At 42.8% G+C, this 16,698-nt stretch carries 13 protein-coding genes, 2 tRNA genes and 1 riboswitch; of the genes, 3 read left to right on the top strand and 12 right to left on the bottom strand.

Translation table 11 applies throughout. The annotated features are described in order from the left end of the window. Positions 1-83 precede the first annotated feature (83 nt). On the top strand, positions 84-1,712 hold the full coding sequence (locus HXT44_RS01575) for an MDR family MFS transporter (protein WP_076002644.1): 1,629 nt from the start codon (positions 84-86) through the stop codon (positions 1,710-1,712). 53 nt (positions 1,713-1,765) lie between these two features. Here the strand turns inward: HXT44_RS01575 and HXT44_RS01570 are convergent, their stop codons facing one another. The 10 genes from HXT44_RS01570 to pgi form a co-directional block, all read right to left on the bottom strand. Further along, on the bottom strand, positions 1,766-2,476 hold the full coding sequence (locus HXT44_RS01570; RefSeq protein WP_064621542.1) for an HNH endonuclease family protein: 711 nt from the start codon (positions 2,474-2,476) through the stop codon (positions 1,766-1,768). A 51-nt stretch (positions 2,477-2,527) separates the two neighbouring features. Further along, positions 2,528-5,083: an ABC transporter transmembrane domain-containing protein gene (locus HXT44_RS01565; protein WP_064621541.1), complete on the bottom strand. Its 2,556-nt coding sequence runs from the start codon at positions 5,081-5,083 to the stop codon at positions 2,528-2,530. Between the two features lie 270 nt (positions 5,084-5,353). Then, on the bottom strand, positions 5,354-6,457 hold the full coding sequence (locus HXT44_RS01560; RefSeq protein WP_012913876.1) for a LacI family DNA-binding transcriptional regulator: 1,104 nt from the start codon (positions 6,455-6,457) through the stop codon (positions 5,354-5,356). A 13-nt stretch (positions 6,458-6,470) separates the two neighbouring features. Further along, entirely contained in the window at positions 6,471-7,175 is a 705-nt protein-coding gene (locus tag HXT44_RS01555; protein WP_064621818.1) for a ribonuclease HII, read from the bottom strand. A 92-nt stretch (positions 7,176-7,267) separates the two neighbouring features. Beyond that, positions 7,268-8,056: a signal peptidase I gene (gene lepB, locus HXT44_RS01550; RefSeq protein ID WP_004110299.1), complete on the bottom strand. Its 789-nt coding sequence runs from the start codon at positions 8,054-8,056 to the stop codon at positions 7,268-7,270. A gap of 28 nt (positions 8,057-8,084) precedes the next feature. Further along, a complete protein-coding gene (gene rplS / locus HXT44_RS01545; protein WP_004105329.1) occupies positions 8,085-8,450 on the bottom strand; it encodes a 50S ribosomal protein L19 in 366 nt (121 codons plus the stop codon). A gap of 247 nt (positions 8,451-8,697) precedes the next feature. Then, on the bottom strand, positions 8,698-10,212 hold the full coding sequence (locus HXT44_RS01540) for a nitrate/sulfonate/bicarbonate ABC transporter ATP-binding protein (RefSeq protein ID WP_076003134.1): 1,515 nt from the start codon (positions 10,210-10,212) through the stop codon (positions 8,698-8,700). A gap of 80 nt (positions 10,213-10,292) precedes the next feature. Then, on the bottom strand, positions 10,293-12,041 hold the full coding sequence (locus HXT44_RS01535; RefSeq protein ID WP_004110296.1) for an ABC transporter permease: 1,749 nt from the start codon (positions 12,039-12,041) through the stop codon (positions 10,293-10,295). 259 nt (positions 12,042-12,300) lie between these two features. Further along, entirely contained in the window at positions 12,301-12,447 is a 147-nt protein-coding gene (locus HXT44_RS01530; protein ID WP_004110294.1) for a hypothetical protein, read from the bottom strand. 104 nt (positions 12,448-12,551) lie between these two features. Further along, positions 12,552-12,712, bottom strand: a riboswitch (M-box (ykoK) riboswitch). 171 nt (positions 12,713-12,883) lie between these two features. Beyond that, entirely contained in the window at positions 12,884-14,578 is a 1,695-nt protein-coding gene (pgi, locus tag HXT44_RS01525; protein ID WP_004110292.1) for a glucose-6-phosphate isomerase, read from the bottom strand. 353 nt (positions 14,579-14,931) lie between these two features. Here pgi and HXT44_RS01520 point away from each other — a divergent pair. Together HXT44_RS01520 and HXT44_RS01515 are read left to right on the top strand one after the other, a co-directional pair. Beyond that, positions 14,932-15,004, top strand: a tRNA-Thr gene (locus tag HXT44_RS01520). 70 nt (positions 15,005-15,074) lie between these two features. Then, positions 15,075-15,155, top strand: a tRNA-Leu gene (locus HXT44_RS01515). A gap of 13 nt (positions 15,156-15,168) precedes the next feature. On the opposite strand, the gene HXT44_RS01510 is transcribed toward HXT44_RS01515, so the two are convergent. Then, positions 15,169-15,855 (bottom strand): non-canonical purine NTP pyrophosphatase, encoded by a 687-nt coding sequence (locus tag HXT44_RS01510; protein WP_421782988.1) that lies wholly within the window; start codon positions 15,853-15,855, stop codon positions 15,169-15,171. Between the two features lie 22 nt (positions 15,856-15,877). Further along, positions 15,878-16,639 (bottom strand): ribonuclease PH, encoded by a 762-nt coding sequence (rph, locus tag HXT44_RS01505; protein ID WP_012913873.1) that lies wholly within the window; start codon positions 16,637-16,639, stop codon positions 15,878-15,880. Between the last annotated feature and the right edge of the window lie 59 nt (positions 16,640-16,698).

The following is a 16,698-nucleotide window of genomic DNA, read 5'->3' as shown; positions in this document are numbered from 1 at the left end:
ATTTTTGTTGTAATAGATAAGAGAATAGACTTAAGTCGATTGACTTTTGCCACCTATGCTTAAAAATACGCTTAAGAAAAACTATGTTTAAGAACAAAAAAGGATGTTTTATTTTAACGCACTCAACATGGCTGTCTCATAAAAGCCAAAATCTCAGTCATGCACTAACAGGCGAAGAAGCATACAATAACAATCGTCTTACACGTCCTGCTTTAATTTCTCTCGCTATTCTTACGTTTATTACATTTATCGGCAATTTCGCACAATTACAACTTACTGCAGCATTGCCAACAATAGTTCAAGAATTTGGTATAAGCGTCACAACTGGTCAGTGGCTTACTTCTATTTTCCAGCTGATTATGGCAATTATGGTTCCACTTACAGCATTTTTAACAAGACGCTTTTCTACTCGCCAAATTGTTATTACTTCCATGTCGCTTTTTACTTTTGGATCTGTACTTGCATGGCTTAGTAACGACTTTATGATGGCACTTGTTGGTCGAACTCTTGAAGCTATTGGCACTGGCGTAATGTGGCCTGTTTTACAAATTACCGTATTCTCCGTCTACCCTGTTACTCGCAGAGGTATGGCAATGGGAAGCGTTGGCATGGCTATGAGTATTGCTCCAGCAATCGGTCCTACTATTGGCGGTTTGCAAACTGATATTAATGGATGGCGTTCTATTTTCTGCTCTCTTACTATTATCGGAGCAATATCCGTCGTTTTGGCAGTATTTTTCTTGCATAATTTTGGAGAACACGATCTTAACGCGCATGCTGATTTCTTCTCGGTTGGCCTTTCGGTTATTGGCTTCGGCGGGCTCATGTTTGGATTCACTAATATTGAAGGATGCGGAATTTCACACCCATTATCTTGGGCTCCTATGATTATTGGCGCTTTTGGAATTGCTTGGTTTGTTACAAGGCAGTTGCGAGCGCAAAAACGCGGTCACACTCCTCTTCTTGGTCTTAATGTGCTTAAAAACCGCTACTTTATGGTAGGTACTATTTGCGCTTGCCTTACATTTTTTGCTTTCAGCTCAATTATGGTACTTATTCCGCTTTATATTCAGTCTGATCGTGGTTTTTCAGCAACTATGAGCGGCTTAATTCTGCTTCCTGGAGCGTTCGGCATGGCTATTTCGCAGTATTTTGGTGGTCGTATGCTAGATCGCTTTGGAGTGCGCCCAGTTGCTATGGCAGGCTCTATTATTCTGTTTTTTGGCACTGTAATGATGAGTCTTATTGACATGGATACGTGGATTTGGTGGATTTCCATTTGGCAGTTTACTCGCCAAATTGGCATGGGATTCTTGCTTATGCCAATAACTACGTGGTCGCTTAATTGTTTGCATAAGGAAGAACTTGGCGATGGTTCGGCTGTAACTAATACTATGCGTCAGCTTTGGGGAGCTATTGGAGCACCTGTTTTAGTAGTTACAATGACAGTATTGACAACTCTTCACCATTCTGGCACAGGTCACGCTGCCGATGTTGCTGCTAGTATTTTCGGAGTTCAATGGACTTTGCGCATTAGTGCTATTATTACAGGAATTATGGCTCTTATCGTTATTTTTGGAGTCAAGGGCGAAGGCACGGGTTCTGCTCACAATCTTGCGCGTAGAGCTATTGATCGCATGCGCGTGTTGCATATTCCTCATTCAGCAGAGCATCACGACGTAATGCACGATCACACTCATAATCATTACTAAACGCTTATTAAACGCTTACTAAGTCGCTTTACGAATACCAAACTGAGAAATCCTTACTTTGGCAATTTTTGTGCAGAACAGTTATGCAATACGCTTTCCATACTCTGCTTTTCTTCGCGAGTTACAGTTAAACCATATTTATACTTAACAGCTATTTGCCTAGCAACATATTCGCACCTGAAGGTTTTGTTTGAAGGAAGCCAGTAAGCTGCGGACGCGGAACCTTTTTCTTGATTAGCAGCTCCTTCAACCGCGAGTAGGTTCATCATATCGTTGCCAAATTTTAATCGTTTTGCACGATTCCATTTCCACGCTCCAGATTCCCACGCATTTTGTAATGCAACAACATGATCTATTTGAACTAATGCACTGGTTTTTCGCCCACGCACGAAGTGAATATCTTTGCCAGTATACGGATCATGCAACAAGCCGAAACGCACTTGGCAGGATCCTGCGTACTTGTATTTCACATTTTGTAAATCACGCGCTAAAACGTCTTCCCTAACGTCACATCCGTTACCGTCATCGTCAGTAGTACGATATCCAAATACTTGACGCTCGTACCCGTAATGATAAGGCTTAGATATACGCAATTTTTCCAATGCTTGCGCAGCTTCTCCGCTTGCTTCATATTCTCCTGTAATCTTCCCAACGCTACTGTTTATTTTAGGAAGCAACAAGCCAATAACAATCCCACATAAAACAGCAAACAGCAGCATCCAGAACAGCGCAAGAAACTGCCTCTTGTTACAACGATTACGCATGCTCAGTCCCCCAACTCAACTTATGCATATTCAATGTTTTTTAAATTAAAGTTAGTTACTGCTCTTAACTCTCATAACAGACGGTATTCTTTGTAAAACAACATCTACAACTTGCTGAATCATAATTACCAGCAAAACCATTGCCATAACAGCATAAACCGTACTCCATGCTGGAATATTAGCTGGCACCGGATGAATGGTGTGAGAAACTACTAGTGCGGCTACAGAAATGCTAATTAACGATATAGCAAGAACAAGTGCCGACATGCCTCCACTTTTACGAGCCAGACGCATTCTTTGTTGAGAAACTTTATGCATTGAAGTAACCATTCGATTAACGCAATGCTCACCTTGCCTAAATGCAAGTACTTCATCGATACCAAGCTCAATATCACTTACTTCATTCTCAACTTCATGCTGTTCAATGCGCACTTTATTTGCAATATGCTTGGAGCGTATAAGTAAGTATCGAGGAACAATAAACATAATAAACACGCACGAAACAATAGCTACATAAGACAAATTCGCATCGAAATAGTACAAAACAACCATAAGAGGTACAACTGCAAATATCATTCCAACATTCATGCTGATATGAGCTTTATGCCAATGTTCGTGATGCATATCTACACCTGCAAATGTTGTAACAAGAGTTAATGCACGAACTGCCATACAAGCAACAGCAACAAGCACGCACTGTTGCATTACAAAACCAAATATTGGACGTCCTGCAACAGCAAACATTGCTGAAACAATAGCAACAGGAATACATACTGCAGAAACAAGATTGAGAGCAGTACTAAACATTGATATAAAAGCAAAAATAGCACGTTTGAACTTTGAGATTGTTCTCACTTCATAAGTGTAAGCAATACTTGCAATAGAAGAAATATGCTTGTTTTTATTAGAATCTTGCTGAGCTTGCTCAACATTATGCGAGTTTTGCGAGTTTTGAGATTCGTTTAATTGATTTAGTTGCGTAATATTTTTAGAACTATCATTAGCAACATGACGATACGATTCTACAGTTGCTATTTCGTCCGTTGAGCTAATGCCATCATCATTTGGCATTAATACTATTACATTTGCATAACGCGCTATGCGACGCAATATTTTAACAATTTCTTCAGCCTCATGATTGCTAATATCACATTGGGAATAATCAAAAACGTACACTTTAGTGTGTCTTAAAATTGCTCTAGCAAGAATAACGCGACGCTTTAAATCTTCAGAATTATAGGATGCTTCAGGATTATTAAAAAGTCTATCTATTGGCATATCTAGACCGTCGTAATCGGCATAAACAACACCATCTATTCGCACAGCTCGCAATGCATCCCACATCGCAGTAGTCGTAGCTGTTGGAGCAGCCAAAAGTAAGTTTTCTCGCAATGTTGTGGAAAATAGATGACTTCGCTCGCTAACTATAGTAACAATATCTGCTAAAGCTGCAGAACTTGCATCGTTCAACGACAAGTAAGATGCACTATCGTTTGCGTCAAATACTTCAGAAACTACAAATGGAGAAACGTCGTCTTCATGAATATCATAACGGTCGCTATAAGAAAGCAATATGTCAGCAGATTTATTAAAACCTGTTCCAGAAAGTATTTTCTCACGCATAACATGATGATATTTACTTGGAATAACTTGCAATTCACCAGATTTTGCAATTATCGATAAACGCTGAGCTTCATTAGTATTCGCATTATTTTCCGAAATATTGCATCGCATACGCAAAGCAATATTGGTTGAGCCATCAGGCAAAGATAATGTTGAACCATCGTCACTAAATGCTATTGGAGCAGGAGAATCAGTAACCATTTGCAACAATGCTTCAACATGATTCAAACCATGAACAGCATGTTTAACTACATGCATATTCTTACCAACAATTCTCAGTGGCTGGACGCTTAACATTAACAAAGGCATTGTTAACAGAGCTGCAGCAAGACCTACACCTTTAACGGAAGATAACCAAACAGTTGCAACAATTGCGAGTCCAGCAATAACATAGGCAAATAATGCACTTACACAACGCCACGATACTGGGCTTAGTGCCAACGAGAATATAAGAGAAGCAACATTAAACAATGCAGCTAATGTGCAAATCCCAGCTATAGCAGGGTTAACTGTAAATAGTGCTGCAGAAACGACTACAGGAACAGGAATAGATGCAATAATTTGTGGAACTAAAGAAGCAACAAAACTTTGTATTGCAAAAATATCTTCATTTACGCGCAAAGAAGTAATGTCATGAGAATCTTCAACATCCACAGAGCGTAGAGATAATATTGCGCGCAACATTTTAGGGCGCAAACGCATAGCTATTCGCGACTCAATTTCTGCACAAACAGTACACGACCAGTAAAAAACTGCATATTTCAGCAAAATAATAGCAGCTAAAACAATAATGTAAGACGTAAATTCAACAGAACTCATTAAAGAAGTTCCAGTAGAACGAACAGGTCTTAATACTGGAGACAACATCCCAACGCAAACGTAGACAAAAGCTATGTTTACAAGATAAGAAATCGCAAGACACGCCGACCTTAAAACAACTAGATGCTTAATTCCTGGCACGAACGCAAAGCAGCGATTTATCATCTCCTGATCCTTTTCTTTATTCCATATTTATTCAAAAACCACACACTCCCAACAGATGTTAAGATTACGCTTCACACACACCATCAACACGCCGACAGCCGCGTAATTATGCTGATTTTAAGCCATTTTGCCAGATATTAGCATTAAGAAAATAAAGTTGTTTCACAACTGTTTCACGCAATATTTAAATAATCAAAAAAAATAATTAAAAATACCATTTTTAATTCTATTCTCAATAATTTTTTAATACAATTTTTCACGATCGCAAAATTATCTCAATACTGCACCAATAGAAGAACGCAATTTTAAGCTAGCAGGTATTTGTCCAACTCCATGAGACATATCTGGGAATGCTGGTTCAGGCCCATGATTCATTAATCTCAAAGCTTCACGCACTGCCAACGACCCTAATTGCTGCATATCGAGACTCACAGTTGTAAGAGGTGGGAAAAAATCACTTATTGCCGGAATATCGCCGAAACCAACAACACTAATATCACTCGGAATTTTCAAACCGTGCTCATACAAGGAACGCACAACTCCTACTGCCTGCTCATCGCTTGAAGCAACAATAACAGTCGGCAATGCAATGCCATCTATACCAAATTTCTCAATCATATGATTCATTCGCGCGTAACTTTCAGAAGACTTCCACGAAGTACATTGCACAATATGCGAATGAATACCTTGAGCAGTTGAAAGTGAACGCCATGCAATGAGTCGCGTTGCAGCACCTCTCCATTGTGAAGGACCTGCTATATAAATGGCATTTCGATGTCCATAATGCGCAATAAGTGACACAATATCGTTCATTGCGCGAGATTGATTAATCCCAATCATTGAATACTCAACGTTGCTATGAGAACGCAACATATTCATGCCTTCATGCGCGCTTATTGCACCATGAGTAGCAGTAACACATACGCACGGCTTAAGAATACGCGTACGACACAGTGACGTAAATATTGCGTCTGTTGGAGCGTCAATTATTAATCCGTCGACATTTTGCTCTTCAAAACTCTCGCATAAATCTTGAATATCACTTTGTTCACATAACGTTTCGTTGACCATGCTAATAGAAAGAAAAAGACCACGAGATTTTGCTTGCGCTTCTATAGGAGCAATGATGTTTCGAGATGTTCTATTTTCTGCACCAACGATAAGCCCTAAAGTACGCGACCTCTTAGTCGCTAATGCGCGCGCTGAATTACTTGGATAATACCCAAGTTGCTCAATAACTCGCAGAACTTTAATTCGCGTGTTAGCAGAAACATCAGGAGAATTATTAATAACGCGAGAAACAGTTTGATGACTTACGCCAGCAGCATGCGCAACATCGATCATTGACACGCGTTTTGCTTCATTTTCTGCCATATATACCCCTCGCTTATAAATGCCAAGACAATCTATGCAAATCGCTAGGTCCTACTTTTTTAATGGCATTGCGATGAGCTAAAGAGCCGTAACCCTTATTACTTGCCCAATCGTAGGCTGCATATTTCGGATTTTTAGCAAGAGATACCATAAGATTATCCCTAGTAACTTTTGCCAAAACTGCAGCTGCAGCTACGCTCGCACACTGTCTGTCTGCTTTTACTAAAGTATGGACTTTTACAGGCTCAGGAATGTAAGGAGCGTCAAAAGTATTTGCGACTTTGTCAATATAATCGCAAGGTCCATCCAATATTGCTGCAATACGAGTGTTTTCTTTTTTACTTATTTGAATATCTTCCTCGACTTTTGCGATTGCTTTCAAAGCCGCAACGCCAAGCGTATAACTAATACCCCACTCATCTATTTCTTTATTAGTACAAGATCCAACAGCCCAAGAAGTACACCATTTTTGCAACGGTTCATAAAGCTCTCCTCGACGCTTTTCACTCAGCAATTTAGAATCAGCTAAGCCTTCAGGCATATAGTTTTCTTTTACTTGCTTAATTCCAATAACTGCAGCTCCTACCATCACAGGACCTGCAAGAGAGCCTCTTCCTACTTCATCAAGACCAATAACCCAATCATAGCCTTCGCAAAGCAAATCTTGCTCATATTTAAATGATGGAACAAGCGGTATATTGGATGATTTATTTGACATAATTAAAATTAGTTTGTATAAGTTTTGCTAATACAATTGCTCTAATACGATTGTGTTAATAACATTGCGTTAACAACATTGCGTTAATACTTTTATTTTGCAGGACGATCAGGCACATCTTTAAAATCATCATGGTGTTCGTCTAAAAGACCAATTCGATCAAGCGGCCACGATCTAAACACAGCAACGCCCTCGATTTTGGAAATCGGAACTAAGCCATCATCGCCATCATTGCGATGATATCGTGAATCCGCAGAATTAGAACGATTATCGCCCAAAACAAACACGTGACCAGCTTTAACTTTTACTTTAAACGGAAAAGCACTCGGGTCAACACCAGGACGAATATAGGAAGATTCTCGTATTGGAACACCGTTTACAACAATAGGCTGTCCAGCGCCTTTACACTCAACAGTATCCCCAGGCAAACCAATAAGACGCTTAATTAAATCCTTGCCAACAACACCGGAAGAATTTTCACCACTCAACCAATGTGCAGGATCCTCAAAAACAACAATATCTCCACGCTTTAATGGGAATAAGCGCGGAGTTAGCTTAGTCGTAATAACATAATCGCCAATATGAATAGTATCTAGCATAGAGCCAGAAGGAATTGTGTAAGCTCCAAATAGGAACACACGAATAAGTATCACTACTAATACTGGAATACCGAACCATGTTATAGCATCGCGCAAAGTTAGGCGGTCATTTTTAGCACGCTTAGAATGTGCAAAATGCTTACCTTTTCTATTTTTGCGCTTAAACATGCGAGAGCCGGAAGGTAAATCTCCTTCCGGCTCTGGCGGAACCGGTGAAGGATCTATACCATGACCCGCTACTGAAACGATATGAGTATCGCTAATTTGCGTGTCATCAGTCATAACAAATACCCTTCACATAAGTTCTATTTTACTTAGCAGAGTTATCGCGACGCTCAGCAATACGAGCAGCCTTACCACGCAAAGCGCGCAAGTAGTACAGCTTAGCGCGACGAACGCGACCGCTACGAACCAGCTTAATCGAATCGATAGCTGGAGAATGAAGTGGGAAACGACGCTCAACACCAGTGCCGAAGCTCACCTTACGAACAACGAAAGTTTCACGCACGCCAGCACCCTTACGAGCAATCACAACGCCGGTGAAAGTCTGAATACGAGTGTTGTTGCCTTCCTGAATCTTAACGTTGACGTCAACGGTATCGCCAGGACGGAAAGCTGGAATTTCTTCAGCAGCCTTAAGATGCTTAGCATCAAATGCTTCTACAGCATTTACCATAATATTCCTCCATCGCCGCCGCATATCGACGCATAGTAAGCGTTAGCAACAAATGTGCTACGCAAATCTTTCCCCAAAAAGTTCGCTTTTTAGGGGGCTTCCGATCCGCGCAATCTTAAATAAGAAGCGACTAGACCTAAAAGATAAAAGAACTATGCGGCATCCCTTTATCGAAAGCATACAAGTACCAAATTTATGCTCAATAATGGACATTATTGAGCATAATTCCGCACTATTCCGCACTATTTCAGCGCACAACTCCATCGAGAGGAGCAGTTTCAACTGTACGAGTCAACTCGTCATCATCAGCGTCATAATCAAACAACTCGCCGTAACGACCCCAGCTAATTGCAATATCAAACTGTTGACGCGCCAAAGCATCCGTGTGCTTACTGCGCAACAAATCCAAAATCAGCTCGCCACGAAGCTTTCCGTTACGATTCCTACTCAAAGCTTGATCAATTGCGTGCACAAGAGACGCATGTTCAATCGCAAGACGAGCAAAAACTTGCTTACTGTGCAAAATATCGGCATTATGCCACTCTTCACCCTCAGAAGTGATAGTAATATGACCATTTTCTGCAGTAAGCAAATTAAGCATCGTGCCAGCATCAACAAGTGGGAACAAATCATCAATCTCAAACGACAAATCAGCTGCCAAATCAGCCAAATCAATACCATCTGGGCTTTCAGAAATCACGTCAAGCAAACCAGCCATACCACCTGGTGTAGCGTTTGGAAGCAAACGAACAGCCACAGGCTCTGCCTTTGCCTCACCTGCTTCAGCTTCATCCTCACTTTGCTTATCTTCATCTTCATCGTCATGGTGGCGCTGAATAAGCATATCTGCAATTGCTGCAGCTTCGTTATCTTCAGCATCTTCATTAGTTGCATTATTTGCTTGATCTTGAGAATCAGCATCTTCGGAAGCGTCTTGCTCTGCAGTGCTTTCTGGAGCAGAACCAGTCAAAATAGCATACAAATTATCAACCATCGCTTCAAATTCAGCACTGTGCTTATCTCGAGGACGAGGCAAATCAACATTCACATCAGCAATTAAGTGACCTGGATGAGATCCAAGAACCACAACGCGATCAGCCATTTGCACAGCTTCTTCAATATTGTGCGTCACAATAAGCACAGACTTAATATCTCGCTCCTCGCTAGACCACAACTTAAGAACTTCCTGACGCAAGTTTTCAGCAGTAAGCACATCGAGAGCAGAGAACGGCTCGTCCATAAACAATGCATCTGGTCTCAGCACCAACGCGCGCGCAATACCAACTCGCTGACGCATACCGCCGGAAAGTTCCTTAGGATACGCTGTTTCAAAGCCATCCAAACCGATTGCATCAATTGCAGCTAAAGCAAGCTCAGTACGCTTTTCTTTACTAACACCTCTAGCACGCAAGCCAAGTTCCACATTGTCTTGTACTGTAAGCCACGGCATAAGAGCGAAGGTTTGAAATACGATTGCAACTCCTGGGTTTGGGCCTGTCAGCTCGCGTCCGCGATATGTTACTGTGCCTTCTGTTGGCTGCACAAGACCAGCCATTGTGCGTAGAAAAGTTGATTTTCCAGCACCAGAACGTCCCAATATTGCCACGATTTCACCCTCGCGAAGAGTGAAAGAAATATCGTGCAAAACGTGCTGAGTAGTGCCACTGTCAGAAGTGAAGCTTTGACTGATGTGCTTTGCGTCGATAATATCGCTTGTAATTGAGGATTGCACTTTTTTTGCATTGCTCTTTAAAGTATTCATAATTTTGCCAATCTTTTCCATAAAATTTTGTTATTTTAAGCGATTTATTAGTAAATTTATTAGTCGATTTGTTAGTCGATCTAATTCAATACGTAACGTTTTTCGGAAATACGTTGCATTGGCGACCAGAATAATCGGTTGCTTAAAACAACAATCAAGCTCATAACAGTTACGCCAACTAAAGTGCGCGCAGAATCTCCTAAAGTAGTTGCATTAGTAATATATGCACCCAAACCCTGAGTTTCCATGTGGTTCTTTCCATATTCCACAATCTCAGACACAATCGAAGCATTCCAAGCACCGCCTGCAGCTGTAATACCGCCAGTGCACCATGAACCGAAAATAGACGGCAAAATAAGCGTCTTCCATCGCAAAGTACGATCCAAGCGGAAGCTGCGCGTCATTTCACGCAAATCATCCGGAATAGCACTAGCACCTGCAATAACATTGAACAGAATGTACCATTGCGTACCAAGAGCCATCAAAATAATACTTCCCCAACCAAGATCAATATGCCAAGACATAAACCAAGCCATAGCAAACGGGAAGATGAAGTTTGCTGGGAAGCTAGCAAGAATTTGCACTATAGGCTGCATAATACGCGAAATCTTAGGATTCATGCCGATTACAACACCAACAGGAACCCAAATAAGCGAGCTTATTAAAATCAACGCAGCAACGCGCATAAAAGTGATGCCACCAAGCATGCCTGCAGTAATGAACTCATGCAAACCTGCAGTTGTATACACAAAGTAAAGCATATGGGCGGCGCCAGCAGCCACAATAATTAGCATAATAACGTTGAATACCCAATCACCAAGCTTATGCTGAGCAGCCTTATGAGGCCACTTGGAGCCTGTGCGACCGAATGGGCGCGTTACTTTTTCAAGCCACTCGCGAATTGGCAAAAACAGCTTACTAATAACTTCATCTGCATGAGAGTGACGAATAAGAGTCAAAATAGCACTGTGACGCTCATTATCAGATGCGCTTTGCGTAATGCGGAAACGCTCAGCCCAAGCTGTAAGCGGTTTCCACAAGAAGAAGTCAAGTGCCAAAACAACAATCACCATCGACACAATAGCCCACCAAATAAGACCAAGCTTATTTTCGGCAGCAGCTTGTGCCACAAAACTACCGATGCCAGGAAGAGCGTAAGTGTGATTATTTACGGAAATCATTTCCGAAGCTGTAAGGAAGAACCATCCGCCTCCAACAGACATCATGCAATTCCAAAGCAGCGGAATCATTGCGTTAGGCATGTCTAGCACCCAGAAACGTTGCCAATGCGTGAGTTGCAAACTACGAACTGCCTCATCCAGTTCCTTTGGCTCGCTGAGCAGCGAACGGTGGAACGAAAAAGTCATATTCCATGCTTGACTCGTAAAAATAGCAAAAATCGAAGCGGCTTCAACACCAAGCATTGATCCAGGAAAAATTACCAACCAAATAGTGACAGTTGCCGAAAGGAAGCCAAGAATTGGAACTGATTGCAAAATATCTAGAAGAGGAATAAGCACCTTGCCAAGCCTACGACTGCGAGCTGCAAGAGAGCCATAAACAATAGTAAATATAAGAGATGCAACTAATGCGATCAGCATGCGAAATACTGAGCGCAAAGTGTAGTAAGGCAGATTGATTAAGTCCGTGGATACCTTAGATGGTATGCCACTTGGACCAATCGGCTGATTTATGCGCTGAATAAGGAAGGCAGTTACGCCAAAAACGGCAATAATGCCAACGCACACAATAATATCCGACCAGAAACGAGTGTTCTCGTCGACTTGCACACCTGCGCTTTCTTTGCGCGAAGTTGTAAATACGGTCATAATAAAGTCCTCGAATAGGCAATAAGTGGGTTCACCTTCGTGTATTTTTTATTTCTATTCATTTATTACGCAGATATCTATTGAGATTTCTATGCGGATTTCTATTTAGATTTTCGTAAATTCTTGCGTAAAGATCTGCGTAACTTTTCTTGTGTAAATTCTTGCGTAGCCGTATCACCATTGATTACGTTACAGGCGCAAATAACTAGAACTCACGTTTTAACTTCGTAAATTATATTTCGCAAGTTGTATTCGTAAGTTATATATTTCGCAAGTTTTGCAACCTAAATTCGATGATTGCCGGCTTCATATATTCAGGAGGAACATCCGAACTACTACTGCCAATAGTGTCGGAGCCTTCATCAGTACGAGTACTAGAATTATGGCTTTTACTGTCATGTTTCACGGCAAATCACCTCCTTAAGTTAGTGCGCTGCCGGCGCAAATCTTCATCATTGAATCGGAGGTTTACAAGAGAACAGAGACGCACCAAAACACACAAATGCATGTTAAGCGTGCCACGTCGTTCAAGCTTCAGCTTCGCAGGGCGGTGGCGTTGCATTAGTCGAAGCCTTAAATTCGACAACGACTGTTAACCAGCGTGCAGTGTCTCCACTGTGTTGCGGCAGCAACCCTTATCCCCGTGGTAGCCTTACCTACCGACCGTGCTCATTATAAATTATTGTTGCAGTTGTGTCAATATGCAGCAAAACACATTGCAATGCACTTGAGACCTATAAAACTCAGCGACAGATGCTAAACAAAAAGTCTCTTGACGAATTAACGCCAAGAGACTTATAAACCAACAATCACTAAAAACGATTGCCTATATGACTACTATCTTACTTGCGATGAGCGCGATAGAAGCGAATCAAGCTCTGCGTAGAAGCATCCTGAGCTGCCAAAGCTTCATCATCCTTAGAAATTGCAGGAGTAATCTGCTTTGCAAGCTGCTTTCCAAGCTCCACACCCCACTGATCGTAGGAATCCAAGCCCCACACGGTACCTTCAACGAAGGTGATGTGCTCGTAGAGAGCAATCAACTCACCCAAGCTAAATGGAGTCAAAGCATCGCCGAAAATGGACGTGGTTGGACGGTTGCCCTTGAACACGCGAGCTGGCACAATCTCCTCTGGAGTGCCTTCAGCGCGAACTTCATCAGCAGTCTTGCCGAAAGCAAGAGCCTTAGTCTGTGCAAGATAGTTGCCCAAGAAGAGCTCGTGCACATCCTGATCGCCATCCTTAGTAGGATTTGGCGTGTTCACGAAAGCAATGAAATCAGCTGGAATAAGCTGAGTGCCCTGGTGAATCAACTGGTAGAAAGCGTGCTGACCGTTGGTGCCTGGCTCGCCCCAGAAGATTTCGCCGGTTTCGCTTGTTACAGGAGTGCCGTCCCAGCGCACAGACTTACCGTTGGATTCCATGGTGAGCTGCTGCAAATAAGCTGGGAAGCGGTGCAAGTACTGATCGTATGGAAGCACAGCGTGAGAAGCAACCTTGTAGAAGTTGCGGTACCAAACGTTGAGCATACCAAGAAGCACAACAACGTTCTTCTCGAATGGAGTCTCAGCGAAGTAGGTGTCGATTGCGTGGAAGCCCTTCAAGAACTCTTCGAAGCGCTCTGGACCGAGGACAACAGCCAAAGAAGTGCCGACAGCGGAATCCACAGAGTAGCGGCCGCCAACCCAGCTCCAGAAGCCAAAAGCGTTGGTTGGGTTGATGCCGAACTCTTCAACCTTCTCAAGGTTGGTGGAAACAGCCACGAAGTGCTTAGCAACAGCTTCAGCCTTCTTTGCGTCGCTTCCGTCAATAGCACCGCACTCCTGAAGCTTGTTCAGCAACCAAGTGCGAGCGGTACGAGCATTGGTCAAAGTCTCCAAAGTGGTGAAGGTCTTGGAAACAATGATGAACAAAGTGGTTTCTGGATCCAAATCCTTGGTCTTTTCTGCCATATCGTTTGGATCAATGTTAGAAACGTAGCGAGCGCTGATGCCGGCGTCAGCGTATGGCTTCAAGGCTTCGTAAACCATGACTGGACCCAAATCAGAACCGCCAATACCAATGTTTACAACAGTCTTGATGTTCTTGCCGGTAACGCCCTTCCAAGCGCCAGAACGAACTTCGTTAGCAAAATCGTAAATGCGACCTAACACTTCACGCACGTCTGCAACGGTATCTTGACCGTCAACAATGAACTTGCCAGCATCCTCTGCAGGACGACGCAAAGCAGTGTGCAAAACTGCACGATCTTCAGTATTGTTAATGTGCACGCCGGTGTACATTGCCTTAGTGCGCTCGTCAAGCTTGACTGCCTTTGCAAGGTTTGCGAAAAGCTTAAGAGTTTCAGGCTTAATTAAATTCTTAGAAAGATCGAAGTGGAGATCTCCAGCTTCGAAGCTCAACTTATCCACGCGATTTGCGTCCTCGGCAAACCACTTCTTCAGGCAAACGCCTTCTGATTGCAACTCGTCGTAATGCTTCTGCAATGCAGCCCACTCTGGGGTTTTTACGGCGTCAACTGGCGGATTGATGGCCATTGTAAGGTCCTTTCATTTCTTCAACTGACGTGACAGCAACCGTCACTATAGTCCAATTCACAAGATACTCACAAAAGCAGACAGAAACACGCGAAGCTTAACACAAAAATGAACACAATCACACTGATAATTTACACATAAAAATTTGTAGTTTGAGGATGTGCAGTGCTCCAAACGCGCGCAACCTACCCTGCATTTGGAGGGTTATCTGTGGTTTATCACTCCAAACGCGAGGAAATTATCTCACATTTGGAGCATTATCTGTTGCACGACGCGCCAAATTGGACAAATTCAAAAATATGATATATAGTGTTTGATTTGTGCGCGAGTCGCGAATGCGTCTCGGGCAACATGCCACTTTAGCTCAGTCGGTAGAGCGTCTCCCTCGTAATGAGAAGGTCGACAGTTCGATTCTGTCAAGTGGCTCTCTGACTCACTCGAGTGTATTAATACTTTTGATTTGTTTTTATTCGCTCGATTGTTTATATGAGTCTATGCGCGAGTGGCGGAATGGTAGACGCGCAGGATTTAGGTTCCTGTGTCTTACGACGTGTGGGTTCAAGTCCCATCTCGCGCACGAAATTTTTCGCTTATTCAGTAATAAATAATGCCTGCAACTCCGGCAAAAGTGCGCGCAAAGCATTACCTCTGTGCGAAATAGCATTCTTTTCTTCTTGAGTCAGCTCTGCACTAGTCAAACCTTTCATTTGCACACCATCGCGAATAGGCTGAAAATCTGGCACAAATAGCGGATCATAGCCGAAACCGTTAGTTCCGCGCGCCTCGCGCAACAAGTGACCAACCATTTCTCCAACTCGAACAGTCTCAAAGCCGTGAGAATGCGACATAACACTGCCTTCAGGAACCTCACTGCACCCATCCGGAATAGCAAGAGCTGCAGCACAACGAAAACGAGCAGTACGACATTGATCTGGGATATCAGAAAGTTGGCGCAAAAGAAGCTCATTATTAGCTTTATCATCTCCATGCACACCACTCCACCTAGCAGAAAGAATACCAGGGGCAGCACCAAGCACATCAACGATAAGACCCGAATCGTCTGCAATAGCGGGATAACCTGTTCTTGCAGCAACATCACGCGCTTTGAGCAAAGCATTCTGTTCAAAAGTCACGCCAGTTTCCACAGGATCAGGCAAGCCAAGAGAACCCGCAGTTACTAACTCGAAACTGTCTGCAAGTTTCGACAATTGCTCCTCTAAAATTTGCTTGATTTCAACGAGTTTTCCCTCATTATGTGTTGCCACAATAAGCTTCACGCCCGTTCTCCTTCAATCTCTTCTATTTTGCTAAAGCGGCTTTTTGAGCAGCTTGCAATTCGCGATTACCTTTAGTTGCCAAATCAAGTAACGTATTTAATTCGTCGCGATTAAATGGACGATGTTCTGCAGTGCCCTGAATTTCAATGAAAGTACCGGAACCTGTCATAGCTACATTCATATCTGTCATAGCTTGACTGTCTTCAACATAAGGCAAATCCAGCATAGGAGTGCCGTTAATAACGCCTACAGAAACAGCGGAAATAGAATCCTTAATAACATTTGCAGCAGAGCGAATATGACCATTCTTTTCTGCCCAATGAAGCGCATCTACCAAAGCTACATAAGCTCCAGTTACGGAAGCAGTACGAGTTCCACCATCCGCTTGCAACACGTCGCAATCAATTTGAATCTGGCACTCACCCATCGCTTTCATATCGACTACACCGCGCAAGCAGCGACCAATAAGACGACTAATTTCGTGAGTGCGACCACCAATTTTTCCACGCACAGATTCGCGATCAGTTCGCTCAGCTGTTGCTCTAGGAAGCATAGAATATTCGGCAGTTACCCAACCCAAACCGGAATCTCTACGCCAACGAGGCACACCAACCGTAAAAGTTGCGGTGCACATTACGCGCGTATTGCCACACTCAATAAGCACAGAGCCTTCAGGAACATCAGTAAATTTACGTGTTATGTGCACAGGTCGGAGCTCGTCAACATCACGACCGTCAACGCGAATTGGTTTTACAGATTCCAACATATCCTTGATTTGAGTCATACCTCACAAATTTAGCACGTGGCTGTTATCTTCTATTTCATCTTCTTAGCACGCAGCAA

The sequence above is a fragment of the Gardnerella sp. DNF01198P genome, assembly GCF_049244165.1.
Taxonomy (GTDB): Bacteria; Actinomycetota; Actinomycetes; order Actinomycetales; family Bifidobacteriaceae; genus Bifidobacterium; species Bifidobacterium swidsinskii.
This window is presented reverse-complemented; position numbering and strand designations above follow the sequence as displayed.